Annotated in this window: 15 protein-coding genes; 13 read left to right on the top strand and 2 right to left on the bottom strand. The window is 55.8% G+C overall.

Features of this window, described 5'->3' with window-relative positions; translation table 11 throughout:
* Position 1 precedes the first annotated feature (1 nt).
* Complete coding sequence (locus CWM58_RS12895) at positions 2-739, bottom strand: GntR family transcriptional regulator (protein WP_061153761.1); 738 nt, start codon at positions 737-739, stop codon at positions 2-4.
* A 195-nt stretch (positions 740-934) separates the two neighbouring features.
* On the opposite strand from CWM58_RS12895, the gene CWM58_RS12890 reads away from it, so the two are divergent.
* The 4 genes from CWM58_RS12890 to CWM58_RS12875 all read left to right on the top strand — a co-directional run bounded on the left by CWM58_RS12890 (position 935) and on the right by CWM58_RS12875 (position 4,736).
* Positions 935-1,249 (top strand): PTS sugar transporter subunit IIB, encoded by a 315-nt coding sequence (locus tag CWM58_RS12890; RefSeq protein WP_100676076.1) that lies wholly within the window; start codon positions 935-937, stop codon positions 1,247-1,249.
* 108 nt (positions 1,250-1,357) lie between these two features.
* Positions 1,358-2,704, top strand: a complete 1,347-nt coding sequence (locus CWM58_RS12885; RefSeq protein WP_100681058.1) for a PTS sugar transporter subunit IIC — start codon at positions 1,358-1,360, stop codon at positions 2,702-2,704.
* A complete protein-coding gene (locus CWM58_RS12880; protein ID WP_061153764.1) occupies positions 2,691-3,002 on the top strand; it encodes a PTS lactose/cellobiose transporter subunit IIA in 312 nt (103 codons plus the stop codon). The genes CWM58_RS12885 and CWM58_RS12880 overlap by 14 nt, the downstream gene beginning before the upstream one ends.
* A 60-nt stretch (positions 3,003-3,062) precedes the next feature.
* Positions 3,063-4,736, top strand: a complete 1,674-nt coding sequence (locus tag CWM58_RS12875) for a carbohydrate porin (protein ID WP_100681057.1) — start codon at positions 3,063-3,065, stop codon at positions 4,734-4,736.
* Between the two features lie 58 nt (positions 4,737-4,794).
* Here CWM58_RS12875 and flk read toward each other — a convergent pair whose 3' ends face one another.
* Positions 4,795-5,775, bottom strand: coding sequence for a flagella biosynthesis regulator Flk (gene flk, locus CWM58_RS12870; protein ID WP_100676078.1), 981 nt, complete (start codon positions 5,773-5,775; stop codon positions 4,795-4,797).
* Positions 5,776-5,885: 110 nt separating this feature from the next.
* Between flk and pdxB the strand changes: the two genes are divergently transcribed.
* From pdxB to purF, 9 genes are all read left to right on the top strand, one after another.
* The gene (gene pdxB / locus CWM58_RS12865; protein ID WP_165785780.1) at positions 5,886-7,022 is read left to right on the top strand and encodes a 4-phosphoerythronate dehydrogenase PdxB; all 1,137 of its coding nucleotides are present in this window, start codon (positions 5,886-5,888) and stop codon (positions 7,020-7,022) included.
* A gap of 63 nt (positions 7,023-7,085) precedes the next feature.
* Positions 7,086-8,099, top strand: coding sequence for an aspartate-semialdehyde dehydrogenase (locus CWM58_RS12860; protein ID WP_074387931.1), 1,014 nt, complete (start codon positions 7,086-7,088; stop codon positions 8,097-8,099).
* Positions 8,099-8,911 (top strand): tRNA pseudouridine(38-40) synthase TruA, encoded by an 813-nt coding sequence (gene truA, locus CWM58_RS12855; RefSeq protein WP_100681056.1) that lies wholly within the window; start codon positions 8,099-8,101, stop codon positions 8,909-8,911. Before CWM58_RS12860 ends, truA begins: the two co-directional genes overlap by 1 nt.
* A 26-nt stretch (positions 8,912-8,937) precedes the next feature.
* On the top strand, positions 8,938-9,597 hold the full coding sequence (locus tag CWM58_RS12850; RefSeq protein WP_061153770.1) for a DedA family protein: 660 nt from the start codon (positions 8,938-8,940) through the stop codon (positions 9,595-9,597).
* A 186-nt stretch (positions 9,598-9,783) separates the two neighbouring features.
* Entirely contained in the window at positions 9,784-10,704 is a 921-nt protein-coding gene (accD, locus tag CWM58_RS12845; RefSeq protein ID WP_061153771.1) for an acetyl-CoA carboxylase, carboxyltransferase subunit beta, read from the top strand.
* Between the two features lie 75 nt (positions 10,705-10,779).
* A complete protein-coding gene (gene folC / locus CWM58_RS12840; protein WP_100681055.1) occupies positions 10,780-12,048 on the top strand; it encodes a bifunctional tetrahydrofolate synthase/dihydrofolate synthase in 1,269 nt (422 codons plus the stop codon).
* Positions 12,038-12,739 (top strand): cell division protein DedD, encoded by a 702-nt coding sequence (gene dedD, locus CWM58_RS12835; protein WP_061153773.1) that lies wholly within the window; start codon positions 12,038-12,040, stop codon positions 12,737-12,739. The genes folC and dedD overlap by 11 nt, the downstream gene beginning before the upstream one ends.
* A gap of 216 nt (positions 12,740-12,955) precedes the next feature.
* Positions 12,956-13,444, top strand: coding sequence for a colicin V production protein (gene cvpA, locus CWM58_RS12830; RefSeq protein ID WP_002913214.1), 489 nt, complete (start codon positions 12,956-12,958; stop codon positions 13,442-13,444).
* Positions 13,445-13,477: 33 nt separating this feature from the next.
* Complete coding sequence (gene purF, locus CWM58_RS12825) at positions 13,478-14,995, top strand: amidophosphoribosyltransferase (protein ID WP_100631067.1); 1,518 nt, start codon at positions 13,478-13,480, stop codon at positions 14,993-14,995.
* Positions 14,996-15,014 lie beyond the last annotated feature (19 nt).

Genomic DNA, 15,014 nt, shown 5'->3' with positions numbered 1-15,014 from the left:
GTTATTGTCCGGCCTTGCCCGCGGGCAGGCCGGGCGCCGTCTGCCGCGGCAGGTAATACTTCACCTGGAATTCGAACATATTAGTATACAGAATGGAGTAATCGATAGGCTGGTGGTGTTCATCAATCGCCTGCGTCTGCATGCGGATAATCGGATCTTTGGCGCTGATATGCAGGAGAGTTGCCAGCTCAGGCGTTGGGAGCACCGGCACTATTGATTCGTAACATCCATTTATTCTTACTCCGCATTCGTTTTCTATATATGAAAACTTCGATTTCTTCATATGTGCGATGGTCAGGTCGGGAAAACGGGTCGCGGAGAGCCAGGTTTCCTCTAATTGCATGGCGATATTATCGATAAAACGCAATCTTTTAGCATAATATACCGCTTCGCCATGCTGCAATTGCAGTCCACGGGCAATTTCCTCCGACGCTGGCTGTAACTCAAATTTGAGGATCTGGCTGGAGGGCGTTTTTCCCTGATTACGGGCAATTTCGGTAAAACTGTCTAAATGCGTCACCGACGCCTGGAAATGCTTATTTCTAATCCATGTGCCTGAGCCATGTCGGCGTTCGATTAAACCATCCTCTTCCAGCGTTTTCAGCGCTTTACGTAACGTATTGCGTGAAACATCATAAAGTTCTGCCAACTCTTTTTCGGCCGGCAGAAGATCGCCAATGTTGTAGAACGGGCTATTAATTTTGTTTTTAAGCAAATTGACGATATTTTTGTAAACCACTTTTGAACCTCCATAATCCCTTTGGAAACATGGCCTTGCTATCGTATGTTGTTAAATACAGGGCAAGACGTTCATTTTTTGCTTTGCTTCTGCACCACTTCAGGATGGCTAACTGTGATCAAAACCGCGGTTAAGAAAATTAACAATTATTAAAGTGCTCGTCAATTGAGGTCATCAGTAAAACAGGAAGGGGTAATGCAAAATATATTGTTAGTGTGTGCGGCGGGAATGTCGACCAGTATGCTGGTGAAAAGAATGCAGGAGCAGGCTGAAAATATCCAGGCTCAGGTTAATATCAATGCGCTGGCTATTTCTGAAGCCAAAGAAAAGATTAAGGACAATGAAGTGGACGTCGTCCTTTTAGGGCCGCAGGTCCGTTTTCAAAAAAAGGAAATAGAAGAGGTGGCTCAGGGGAAAATGCCGGTGGCGGTGATTGACATGAAATATTATGGGCAAATGGACGGTAAAGCCGTTCTGGAAAGTGCGCTGGCATTATTGGCAAACCGATAGTTTTCTCATTTATCCCCGTTATCGTGTGGGTACTTTTGTTGCTGCCCTGGGCTGCTGCGGCTAAAAAACACGATGACGTTAATAAATTATTATGAATAAGGGTTCGTCATGAGTTTCATGGATACCTTTGAGCGTGGCATGGAAAAAATCCTCGTGCCTGTCGCGATTAAGTTAAATTCTCAGATCCACGTTTCAGCGATTCGCGATGCGTTTATTCTTTCGTTTCCCATCGTCATGGCCAGTTCGCTGATTATTCTTATCAACTTTGCTATTTTGTCGCCTGACGGATTTATCGCCAGTATTCTGCATTTAGGGTCGATATTCCCCCATCTCGCGGAGGCGCAGCAGATTTTCACCCCGGTAATGAACGGTTCGGTCAATATCATGGCGATATTGATCACCTTTCTGGTGGCGCGCAATATGGCGATCAGCTATCAGCAGGACGATCTCCTGTGCGGCCTGACGGCGATCGGCGCCTTTTTCGTGGTGTACACCCCTTATACCATCATTGATGGCCAGGCCTATCTGGCGACCAAATATCTTGGCCCGCAGGGGTTGTTTGTGGCGATTATCGTCGCGCTGATTTCCAGCGAAGTCTTTTGCCGCCTGGCGCGCAACCCAAGGGTGACCATCACGATGCCAGCAGCGGTGCCGCCGGCGGTGGCGCGTTCCTTTAAGGTGTTGTTGCCGATTTTCTTCGTGATGATCTTCTTTTCGATCCTCAACTATCTGTTGACGCGTATTTCGCCGAATGGTCTTAATGATCTGATTTATACCCTTATTCAGGCGCCACTGAAGGATATGGGGACCAACATTGTGACCGTTCTGGTGCTGGGACTGGTGGCGAATTTCCTCTGGGTGCTGGGGATCCATGGGCCGAATACCGTGGCTGCCATCCGCGAGACCATCTTCTCGGAAGCCAACCTCGAAAATCTCTCCTATGCCGCCTCGCATGGCAGCACCTGGGGAGCGCCGTACCCCATTACCTGGACCGGCATCAATGATGCGTTTGCTAACTGCGGCGGGTCGGGTATGACGCTGGGCCTGTTACTGGCCATCTTTATTGCCTCCCGACGCAAAGATTACCGTGACCTGGCAAAAATGGCCTTCGTGCCGGGCCTGTTTAACATCAATGAACCGGTGATGTTTGGCCTGCCGATTGTGCTTAACCCTATCCTGGTGATCCCGTTTATTCTGGTGCCATTTGTGAATTCACTGATCGGTTATTTCTTTATTAGCATGGAGTTTATTCCGCCGATTGCTTACGCCGTACCCTGGACCACGCCCGGGCCGCTTATCGCCTTCTTTGGCACTGGCGGCAACTGGCTGGCGCTGTTTGTCGGCATTCTGTGTCTCGCGGTTTCAACATTGGTTTACTTACCGTTTGTGATTGCCGCTAACAAGGTCAATACCGCGGCCGCGACGGATCAGGAGGATGGCGATGTTTGCAGATGAAAGTACGGTCATGGAGTTGCTGATTTATGCCGGTCAGGCGCGCTCAGACGCCATGGAGGCGATTGCCGCCTCCCGGCAGCGGGAATGGGAGCGGGCAGCGGATTTGATGGCCAGCTCGGAAGCGGCCTGTCGGGCTGCGCATAAGATCCAAACGGCGTTGATAGGTCAGGACGAAGGCTGCGGAAAAATCACCGTTAACCTTATTCTGGTGCACGCGCAGGATCACTTAATGACCGCGATGCTGTGCCAGGATTTAGCCAAAGAAATTATTGCCCTGCGCCAGGAGCGCTCCGCCTGATTTACCCGCCTTCAGCCGTTCTGGCTGAAGGCCAATTATAACAATATGTAAAGGTACCCTATGTATTCAAGTCAATTGAAGGTGAGCTTATTGTCTTTATCGGTACTGCTGGCTATTTCGACAAGTGATGTGATGGCGGCTAAATTAACCATTGAACAGCGTCTGGAATTACTGGAGTCTGAACTTTCGGCGAATAAAAAAGAGCTACAAAAAACGCAATCACAATTATCGACCTATAAAGGCAAGGTGGCCGAATTACAAAAAAGTATTAAGGATAATGAAAAACGCCATGTCACGACGGGTTATCCGACAGCAACGTCGCCGGTTGCAGAAAATATAGCCAATGAAAATAATGAACTGAGTAAAAAAGCGGCCCCGGTGCAGGTCAAAGCCACTCAGCAGGTGGCGGTTATTGATACCGAAGGCCAGAAACCGAAACTGGAAAGCGTCACCCTGAAGGACATCAGCAAATTTGTTAAAGACGATATCGGCTTTAGCTACCAGGGATACTTCCGTTCCGGCTGGGGAACGTCAAATCACGGATCGTCGCAGACCTACGCCCCGGGCTCGCTGGGCCGTTTTGGTAATGAAATGAGTGGCTGGTTCGACTTAACGTTGAATCAGCGGGTCTATAACCAGGATGGCAAAACGGCGAATGCCGTCGTGACTTACGACGGTAACGTCGGCGAGCAGTATAACGACGCCTGGTTTGGTGGCAAAGATAACGACAGCATTTTGCAGTTTAGTGATATTTATTTGACCACCAAAGGTTTCCTGCCGTTCGCGCCAGAGGCAGATTTCTGGGTCGGCAAACATAAACTGCCCGAGTATGAAATTCAGATGCTGGACTGGAAGTCACTGACCACCGACGTTGCGGCCGGGGTCGGGATCCAGAACTGGGCGCTGGGGGTTGGCCAGCTGGATGCTTCCGTCAGCCGGAACGATGTCGACGTGTATTCTCGTGATTTTACGCAAACCACCCAGATGAACACCAACTCAGTCGACCTGCGCTATCGTAATATTCCCCTGTGGCAGTCGGGTTCTTTGTCGCTAATGGGCAAATATGCGTTCGCTAATAAAAATGACGAGCAGGAGAGAAACGAAGATAACAACAGCTACTTCCGGTTCAAAGATACCTGGATGGCCACCGCCATTATTCGTCAGGAACTAGAGCGCAAGGGCTTTAACGAATTTACGCTGCAGGTGGCGAACAACTCGTACGCCAGCAGTTTCGCCAATTTCTCCGGCGCCAGTAACTCCATGGCCAGCGGCCGCTATTACTATGGCGATCATACCAACGGCGTGGCCTGGCGCCTGATTTCACAGGGGGAAATGTATCTCGCCGATCGCATTATCATGGCCAATTCGCTGGTGTGGGCCCATGGCAATGATGTGTATAGCTATGAAAGCGGGGCGCACAGCGATTTCGACAGCCTGCGCGCGGTGATCCGCCCGGCGTGGATATGGGACACCTGGAACCAGACCGGGGTCGAGCTGGGGTGGTTTACCCAGAAAAACAACACCCGTCAGGGCGACGATCTGAAGGAGTCAGCGTATAAAACGACGCTGTACCATGCGCTGAAGGTTGGGCCGAGCCTGCTGGGGTCACGTCCTGAAATTCGCTTCTATGGAACGTATATCAATATTCTCGATAACCAGTTGTCGCAGTTTGCGTTCAACGACGAAAGCAAAGATGAGTTTATGATTGGCGTTCAGGCCGAGGTGTGGTGGTAACCGGCAAATCACTTAACGGGCGCCCGCATGAGGCGGGCGCGCTTTCCTGCGGCGTGGGCTACAGCAGCCACCACAGCAGAAGGAGCAGGATCAGCACACCGCCCAGCGCCAGCTGCCACGGCTTAGCGGCCCACGCTCGTTTCGGCGCGGGCTTCTCCTGCGGGATGGCCAGCGTCTCCTGAGCGCGGGCTACCCGCAGCACAAACACCTTATTCAACAGCGCCAGGATCTGCGCTGGGCTCAGCGTCGTCTGCGGGGTGACCTGCCAGCTGCGACGAGCAAAGTCGACAATCTTTTGCCACTCTGCGGCCTCCAGCGGCTGCTTGAGCGCTCCCTGCAGCGAGGTGAGCGTGGGCGAGCTTTGCGCACTCAGCGTTTGTCGCGCCTGAAGCCAGTATGAAAGCGGCGTGAAGTGCGTCGCCGGGATCAGCTCTCCGGATTTGACGCCGCAAAGTTCCAGCATGGACTGCCAAATCAGCTTGCTCGGTTCGCCGGTGGCAGCCGCCAGCTTAGTCACCAGCTGATTAAGCGTGTTGTGCTCCGCCGGCAAGAGCGGGCGCAGGGTCGCGGGACGCTGCTGCGGTTGCGGGATCGAGAGCTGGCCGCGCTGCAGCAGGTGCAGAATGTTCTCCAGCTGCGGCTGGCTTAGCGCATGCAGCGCCGTTTGCCCATAATGTTGACGAATATAATCGCTGACCGCCTGACGGTTATTGCCTTGACCCAGCAGATCGCTGAGCTGTGCCAGCGTCTGGCGATGATGATGATTATCCTGAGCCGTGGTTAAACGCTGATTGAGACTCGTCTCCGCGGCGTTGAAATGGCGGGCCAGCAGGGGGGTATCGCCTTTCAGTCCGAGGTCATGCTTGACGCAGGCCCACACTTCCGCATTCTGCTGCGAGGTCAGCGCCACCAGGCGCGTGATCAGTCGCTCCAGGACGGTGCGTTGCTGCATGGAAAGCGAAGGTTCGCCGGTGGCGGCAGTGCCTGATGGACCTCGCCCCGGAGGACGGTCTGGCATATCTGCAAGAGGGTGCGTCATGATTCATCCTTTCGATATCGCGGTGCTGGAACCAGGTGATGAGTATGCCTGGCGGCCAGATTATGGCACACTTCCCCGGTTAACTCTCGTTCTCAGACAGGTACTGAACTGTGAAAATCCTCGTTGATGAAAATATGCCCTATGCCCGTGAGCTTTTTAGCCGTTTAGGCGATGTGCAAGCGGTTCCAGGCCGTCCGGTTCCGGCCGATGCTCTGACCAATGCGGATGCATTAATGGTGCGATCGGTCACCCGGGTCAATGAAGCATTGCTCTCCGGCAAGGCCATTAAGTTCGTCGGTACCGCTACCGCAGGCACCGATCACGTCGATCAGGCGTGGCTGCAGCAGGCAGGGATTGGTTTCTCCGCGGCGCCCGGCTGCAACGCCATTGCGGTGGTGGAGTATGTCTTTTCATCGCTACTGATGCTGGCCGAACGCGACGGTTTCGCGCTGCGCGATCGTACCGTCGGGATCGTTGGCGTCGGCAACGTCGGTGGACGACTGCAAAAACGGCTGGAAGCGCTGGGGATCAAAACGCTGCTCTGCGATCCGCCGCGCGCCGATCGCGGAGACGAAGGCGATTTCCGCTCCCTCGATGCGCTGGTTCAGGAAGCCGATGTACTGACCTTCCATACTCCGCTGTATAAAGAAGGACCGTATAAAACCCTGCATCTGGCGGATGAAGCGCTGATTAGCCGTCTGAAGCCTGGAACGATTTTAATTAACGCCTGCCGCGGACCGGTGGTCGATAACGCCGCGCTGCTGAAACGGCTGGAAGCTGGACAGCCACTGAGCGTGGTGCTGGACGTCTGGGAGCCGGAGCCGGATCTTAACGTAGAGCTTCTTAAGCGAGTGGATATCGGTACCGCGCATATCGCAGGCTACACCCTCGAAGGGAAAGCGCGCGGGACGACGCAGGTTTTTGAAGCCTACAGCGCCTTTATTGGCCATCCGCAGCAGGTGGCGCTGGATACCCTGCTGCCGGCGCCGGAATTTGGCCGCATCACCCTGCATGGCCCGCTCGATCAGCCGACGCTGAAAAGACTGGTCCATTTGGTGTATGATGTGCGCCGCGATGATGCGCCGCTGCGGAAGGTGGCGGGCGTCGCCGGTGAATTCGACAAGCTGCGTAAAAACTATCAGGAACGCCGCGAATGGTCTTCGCTGTATGTGCAGTGCAGCGATGCGCAGGCGGCGACGTTGTTGCGCCAGCTCGGTTTTAACGCCGTGCATCATTCTGTTCGTTAATGTCTTCTTAATGCCTCTGCCGGATACTCCGGCAGGGCCGCTTTATTTCTGGAGTAAACCACCATGTCTGAAGGCTGGAATATTGCCGTACTGGGCGCAACGGGCGCCGTAGGCGAAGCCCTGCTCGAAACTCTTGCTGAACGCCAGTTCCCGGTGGGGGAGATTTTTGCTCTGGCGCGCAATGAAAGCGCGGGCGAACATCTGCGTTTTGGTGGCAAGTCGGTGATCGTCAAGGACGCCGCCGAGTTTGACTGGACCCAGGCCCAGCTGGCCTTCTTCGCTGCCGGCGTCGAAGCCAGCGCGGCGTATATCGAAGACGCCACCAACGCCGGGTGTCTGGTTATCGATCTCAGCGGCCTGTTCGCGCTGGAGCCGGACGTGCCGCTGGTGGTGCCGGACGTGAACCCGTTCGTTCTGGGCGACTACCGCAATCGCAACCTGATCGCGGTGCCCAATAGTCTGACCAGCCAGCTGCTGACGGCACTCAAGCCACTTATCGATCAGGGCGGATTGTCGCGCATCAGCGTCACCAACCTGCTCTCCGCCTCGGGACGCGGGAAAAAAGCGGTGGATGCGCTGGCAGGGCAGAGCGCCAAGCTGCTGAATGGGATCCCCGTCGATGAAGACGATTTCTTTGGCCGCCAGCTGGCATTTAATATGCTACCGCTGCTGCCGGATCGTGAAGGGAGCGTGCGCGAAGAGCGGCGTATCGTCGATGAAGCGCGCAAAATCCTTCAGGATGACGGGCTGATGATTTCCGCCAGCGTCGTTCAGTCGCCGGTCTTCTACGGCCATGCGCAGATGGTGAACTTTGAAGCGATGCGTCCGCTGGCAGCGGAAGAGGCGCGCGACGCCTTTACTCGCGGCGAGGAAATTGAGCTTTCTGAAGAGGGCGAATTCCCAACTCAGGTTGGCGACGCTTCCGGCAATGCCCGTCTCTCCATCGGCTGTGTGCATAACGATTACGGCATGCCGGAGCAGATTCAGTTCTGGTCCGTCGCGGATAACGTCCGCTTCGGTGGCGCGCTGATGGCGGTGAAGATCGCCGAGAAGCTGATTGAGGAGTACCTGTACTGATGTCTGAGATGGAGCAACAGCCGATCTATAAAATCGCGCTGGGCATCGAGTACGACGGCAGCAAATATTATGGCTGGCAGCGGCAAAACGAAGTGCGCAGCGTGCAGGAGAAGCTGGAAAAGGCGTTGTCGCAGGTGGCTAACGAACCGGTAAGCGTATTTTGCGCCGGTCGCACCGACGCCGGTGTCCATGGCACCGGCCAGGTGGTGCATTTCGAAACCCGGGCGCAGCGTAAAGATGCCGCCTGGACGCTGGGGGTAAATGCGAATTTACCTGGTGACATCGCGGTGCGTTGGGTTAAACATGTGCCGGCGGATTTTCACGCCCGGTTCAGCGCCACAGCGCGACGCTATCGTTACGTTATCTATAATCATCGCCTGCGCCCGGCGGTGTTGAGCCAGGGCGTCACGCATTTTCACCAGCCGCTCGACGCCGGGCGTATGCAGCGCGCTGCGCAGTGTCTGCTGGGGGAGAATGACTTTACCTCGTTTCGCGCGGTGCAGTGTCAGTCGCGCACCCCGTGGCGAAACGTGATGCATATTAACGTTACCCGCTACGGTGCTTATGTGGTGGTGGATATCAAAGCAAACGCCTTTGTACATCATATGGTCAGGAATATTGTGGGCAGCCTGATGGAAGTCGGCGCCGGAAACCAGCCGGAGAGCTGGATGGCAGAACTGCTGGCAGCAAAAGACAGGACGCTCGCTGCGGCAACGGCAAAAGCGGAAGGGTTGTATCTGGTGTCGGTGGATTACCCGGCCCACTATGATTTACCGGTGCTGCCAATGGGCCCGCTGTTTCTGGCGGACTAATAGGGTCATTAAGGGTAAAGACAAATATGGACTTGATTCACTTTTTAATTGATTTCATCCTGCATATTGATGTGCACCTTGCCGAACTGGTTGCCCAGTACGGCGTCTGGGTTTATGCCATTCTGTTTTTGATTCTGTTCTGCGAAACCGGGCTGGTGGTGACGCCGTTCCTGCCGGGCGATTCCCTGCTGTTCGTGGCGGGCGCGCTCTCGGCGCTGCCGACCAACGATCTCAATGTTCACCTGATGGTATTGCTGATGATTATCGCGGCCATAGTCGGTGATGCGGTTAACTACACTATTGGCCGGCTGTTCGGCGAGAAGCTGTTCAGTAATCCGAACTCGAAGATTTTCCGTCGTAGCTATCTGGATAAAACCCATAGCTTCTATGAACGTCACGGCGGAAAAACCATTATCCTGGCGCGCTTTGTGCCGATAGTCCGAACCTTCGCGCCGTTTGTGGCGGGAATGGGGCATATGTCCTATCGTCATTTTGCAGCCTATAACGTGGTCGGGGCGCTGCTGTGGGTGTTGCTGTTCACCTACGCTGGCTACCTGTTTGGCGATCTGCCGGTGGTGCAGGAGAACCTGAAGCTGCTGATTGTGGCGATCATCGTCCTCTCCGTCCTGCCCGGCGTGATTGAAATCATCCGCCATAAGCGGGCAGCGTCAAAGCAGGCGAAGTAGCTCGCCCTGCGCTGCGTGTGACGGCCATGTGTCGTCACGCGCAGCGGTTTGACCACTTTTTTATCCCATGTTCCGGGATGATATGATTTAATGTGCAACATTCATGGTCTGTAAGAGGCAAAAATGGCATTATGCGCCCCTTACGACAAAACTGGCATCGACCAGGTTCAGGCAGAAAGGTTATCAATGAGCTGGATTGAACGAATTAAAAGCAACATCACTCCCACCCGCAAGGCGAGCATTCCTGAGGGTGTATGGACCAAGTGCGACAGCTGCGGTCAGGTACTCTACCGCGCCGAGCTGGAGCGCAACCTGGAGGTTTGTCCTAAGTGCGATCACCATATGCGCATGTCGGCGCGTAATCGCCTGCATAGCCTGTTGGATGAAGGTTCTCTGGTAGAACTGGGTAGCGAACTTGAGCCAAAAGATGTGCTGAAGTTCCGCGATTCAAAAAAATACAAAGACCGCCTGGCGTCCGCTCAGAAAGAGACGGGCGAGAAAGACGCGCTGGTGGTGATGAAAGGTACGCTCTATGAGATGCCGGTGGTTGCCGCCGCCTTTGAGTTCTCCTTTATGGGGGGCTCGATGGGTTCCGTCGTCGGTGCACGCTTTGTGCGCGCGGTGGAGCAGGCGCTGGAAGACAACTGCCCGCTGATCTGCTTCTCCGCCTCCGGTGGTGCCCGTATGCAGGAAGCGCTGATGTCGCTGATGCAGATGGCGAAAACCTCCGCCGCGCTGGCAAAAATGCAGGAGCGCGGATTACCGTACATCTCCGTGCTGACCGACCCGACCATGGGCGGCGTATCGGCGAGCTTTGCGATGCTGGGCGATCTGAACATTGCCGAGCCGAAAGCGCTGATCGGCTTTGCCGGTCCTCGCGTGATTGAGCAGACCGTACGCGAGAAGCTGCCGCCGGGATTCCAGCGCAGTGAGTTCCTGATTGAAAAAGGGGCGATTGATATGATCGTTCGCCGCCCGGAAATGCGTCTCAAGCTGGCCAGCATTCTGGCGAAGCTGATGAACCTGCCGGCGCCGGTTCCCGCTTCGGAAGCGCCTAATGAAGGCGTGGTGGTGCCGCCGGCACCGGATCAGGAACCAGAGGCCTGATAAAGCAGAGGGCAGGGCCTGGCGGCGCTGCCCTTTTTTATTCATACGCGTTAACCGTCAATTCTTGCGGGCATCATGGAAAAAGATCCTATTCCTCAGGCCACGTCGCCCCTGGCTACGTGGCTTTCTTATCTGGAACATCTGCACAGTAAAACCATCGACCTGGGGCTGGCGCGCGTCAGCGAGGTCGCCGGGCAGATGGCTATCGTCAAACCGGCACCGTTTGTCTTTACGGTTGCTGGCACCAATGGCAAAGGCACCACCTGCCGTACCCTGGAAACCGTCCTGATGGCGGCCGGCTATAAAGTGGGGGTTTACAGCTCCCCGCACCTGGTGCGCTACACCGAACGCGTGCGCATTCAGGGAGCTGAACTACCGGAGGCGGCGCATACGGCCTCGTTTGCTGAAATCGAAGCGGCGCGCGGTGACATCTCGTTGACCTATTTTGAGTACGGCACGCTCTCGGCGCTGTGGCTGTTTAAGCAGGCGCAGCTGGACGTGGTGATCCTTGAGGTAGGGCTGGGTGGCCGTCTCGACGCCACTAACATCGTGGATGCTGACGTGGCGGTGGTCACCAGCATCGCCCTCGATCATACCGACTGGCTGGGGCCGGATCGCGAAAGTATCGGCCGGGAAAAAGCGGGTATCTTTCGTGCTGGTAAACCGGCGGTGGTGGGGGAGCCGGATATGCCGCACACCATTGCCGACGTGGCCAGCGAGAAAGGCGCGCTGCTCCAGCGCCGCGGCGTCGACTGGCGCTATGAGGTGGAGGGCGAAACATGGTCCTTCCACGACGGGGACGGGGCGTTAAGCCGCCTGCCGCTGCCTCAGGTGCCGTTGCCGAATGCGGCGACGGCCGTGGCGGCGCTGCGCGCCAGCGGGCTTGCTGTCGATGAGACTATCCTCCGCGATGGGATCCGCGATGCGATGCTGCCGGGACGCTTTCAGATAATCAGCGACGCCCCGCGGGTGATCCTCGATGTAGCGCATAACCCACACGCGGCGGCCTATCTCGCCGGGCGTCTCAAAACGTTAGCGAAAACGGGACGCGTGCTGGCGGTTATTGGTATGCTGCATGATAAGGACATTGCCGGCACGCTGGCCAATCTGGCCCCGGAAGTCGATGCCTGGTACTGTGCGCCGCTGGAAGGCCCGCGCGGAGCGACGGCGGAGCAACTGGTGGAACATTTGCGTGGCGGCACAGTCTATACCAGCGTGGCGCAGGCGTGGCATGCGGCCATGGCTGACGCTAAAGTGGAAGATACCGTGCTGGTGTGTGGTTCATTTCACACCGTAGCGCAGGTAATGGAAGAGATAGACGCGGGGAGAATCGGTGGCGAGTAAGTTTCAGAACCGTTTAGTCGGGACAATCGTGCTGGTGGCGCTGGGGGTGATTATCCTGCCAGGGCTGCTGGACGGGCAGAAAAAGCATTACCAGGATGAGTTTGCCGCGATCCCACTGGTGCCGAAACCGGGCGATCGCGATGAACCGGATATGTTGCCAGCGGCGACCCAGGCGTTGCCTTCGCAACCGCCGGAAGGGGCGGCGGAAGAGGTGCGGGCGGGCGATGCCGCCGCGCCATCGTTAGATCCGTCGCGTATTCCGGTGAACAGCAACAGCTTCGATGACGTTCAGGAGCCGGTGGTGGCCGCGAAACCGCAACCCAAGCCGCAGCCGAAACCACAGCCACAGCCACAGCCGCAACAGCAGGCCGCGACGCCAACGCCGCCGCCGGTTAAGCCGCAGCAGCAACAGCCACCGCAGCAGCAGGCGGCCCTGCCGGCGCCGACCGGCAAAGCCTATGTGGTTCAACTGGGCGCGTTGAAGAACGCCGATAAAGTGAATGAGATTGTCGGTAAACTACGGGCCTCGGGTTTCAAAGTCTATACGTCGCCTTCGACGCCGGTACAGGGTAAAATTACCCGCATCCTCGTCGGCCCGGATGCGTCAAAAGACAAGCTGAAAGGCCAACTGGGCGATCTGCAACAGATCTCCGGACTCAGCGGGGTCGTGATGGGCTTCACCCCAAACTGATTGTTTTTTTCGCAATGCGGAGAGAACGTTGCGGGGAGAAACGCCCCGCAAACCCTGTCTCAGCCGCCCTGAAGAGGCGAAAGGCAGTCTGGCGTTGAATGTTTTTTCAGCGCCATTTTTATTTCTGTAGGGCATGGAAATCCCTACGCAAACGTTTTCTTTTTCTGTTAGAATGCGCCCCGAACTGGACGACAGGGCGTAAATCGTGGGACGTATATGGTCTGGATTGATTACGCCATTATGGCGGTGCTGGGTCTTTCTTGCCTGGTCAGCCTGATCCGCGGCTTTGTTCGCGAAGCTTTATCGTTAGTGACGTGGGGTTGCGCGTTTTATGTCGCCAGCCATTACTACGCTGACCTGTCTGTCTGGTTTACGGGCTTTGAGGATGAACGGGTTCGAAATGGGATTGCTATTGCGGCGCTGTTTATCGTGACGCTCATCGTTGGCGCTATCGTGAACTATGTGATAGGTCAGCTGGTGGAGAAGACCGGTTTGTCAGGTACCGACAGGGTATTGGGGATCTGCTTCGGCGCGCTACGTGGGGTGCTGATCATCGCCGCTATCTTGTTCTTCCTTGACACTTTTACCGGGATGGCGAAGAGCGATGACTGGCATCAGTCGCAGTTTATTCCCTATTTTACCCCCGTCATCAGATGGTTTTTTGAATACCTGCAAAGCTCGTCAAGTTTCTTGCCTAAAGTATAGACTTTGGGTCGTTGCTGAACGAGGAAAAGACGTATGTGCGGTATTGTCGGTATCGCCGGTGTTATGCCGGTTAACCAGTCGATTTATGATGCGCTAACGGTGCTCCAGCACCGTGGACAGGATGCCGCTGGCATCATCACCATTGATGCCAACAACTGCTTCCGGTTGCGTAAGGCTAACGGGCTGGTAAGCGACGTATTCGAAGCCCGCCACATGCAGCGTATGCAGGGCAATATGGGTATTGGCCACGTGCGTTATCCTACGGCGGGCAGCTCCAGCGCCTCCGAGGCACAGCCGTTTTACGTTAACTCGCCGTATGGCATCACATTGGCGCATAACGGCAACCTGACTAACGCACACGAGCTGCGTAAAAAGCTGTTTGAAGAAAAACGCCGCCATATCAATACCACCTCTGATTCCGAAATCCTCCTCAATATTTTCGCCAGTGAGCTGGATAACTTCCGCCACTACCCGCTGGAAGCGGACAACATCTTCGCTGCGATTGCGGCGACCAACCGCCAGATCCGCGGCGCGTATGCGTGCGTGGCGATGATTATCGGTCATGGCATGGTGGCCTTCCGCGACCCCAACGGCATTCGTCCGCTGGTGCTGGGTAAACGTGACGTTGGCGACGGCCGCACCGAGTATATGGTGGCGTCCGAAAGCGTGGCGCTCGATACGCTTGGTTTTGAATTCCTGCGCGATGTCGCACCGGGCGAAGCGGTCTATATTACCGAGAAAGGCCAGCTGTTTACCCGTCAGTGTGCCGATAATCCGGTCAGCAACCCGTGCCTGTTCGAGTACGTCTATTTTGCCCGTCCGGACTCGTTTATCGACAAAATTTCCGTCTACAGCGCCCGCGTCAACATGGGGACTAAGCTGGGCGAAAAGATTGCCCGTGAGTGGGAAGATCTGGATATTGACGTCGTTATCCCGATCCCGGAGACCTCCTGCGATATCGCTCTGGAAATCGCCCGCATTCTCGACAAACCTTATCGTCAGGGCTTCGTGAAGAACCGCTACGTCGGCCGGACGTTTATCATGCCGGGTCAGCAGCTGCGTCGTAAATCTGTTCGTCGTAAGCTCAACGCCAACCGTGCGGAATTCCGCGATAAGAACGTGCTGCTGGTCGATGATTCCATTGTACGCGGCACCACCTCTGAGCAGATCATTGAGATGGCGCGCGAAGCTGGGGCGAAAAAGGTTTATCTGGCCTCCGCTGCGCCGGAAATTCGTTTCCCGAACGTTTATGGTATCGATATGCCGACCGCCAACGAACTGATCGCCCATGGCCGCGAAGTGGATGAGATCCGCCAGATCATCGGCGCCGATGGCCTGATTTTCCAGGATCTTAACGATCTGATCGACGCGGTGCGCGCGGAGAACCCGGATATTCAACAGTTTGAATGCTCGGTGTTCAACGGCGTGTACGTCACCCGGGATGTCGACCAACAGTACCTCGACTACCTTGACTCCCTGCGTAACGATGATGCCAAAGCGGTACAGCTGCAGAACGAAGTCGAAAATCTGGAGATGCACAACGAGGGTTAACCCCTTCGCGCATCGCGGG

This window comes from Klebsiella sp. H-Nf2 (assembly GCF_002806645.1).
Taxonomy (GTDB): Bacteria; Pseudomonadota; Gammaproteobacteria; order Enterobacterales; family Enterobacteriaceae; genus Klebsiella; species Klebsiella variicola.
The sequence above is the reverse complement of the archived record's forward strand: the minus strand, read 5'-3'. Positions and strand labels throughout refer to the sequence as shown.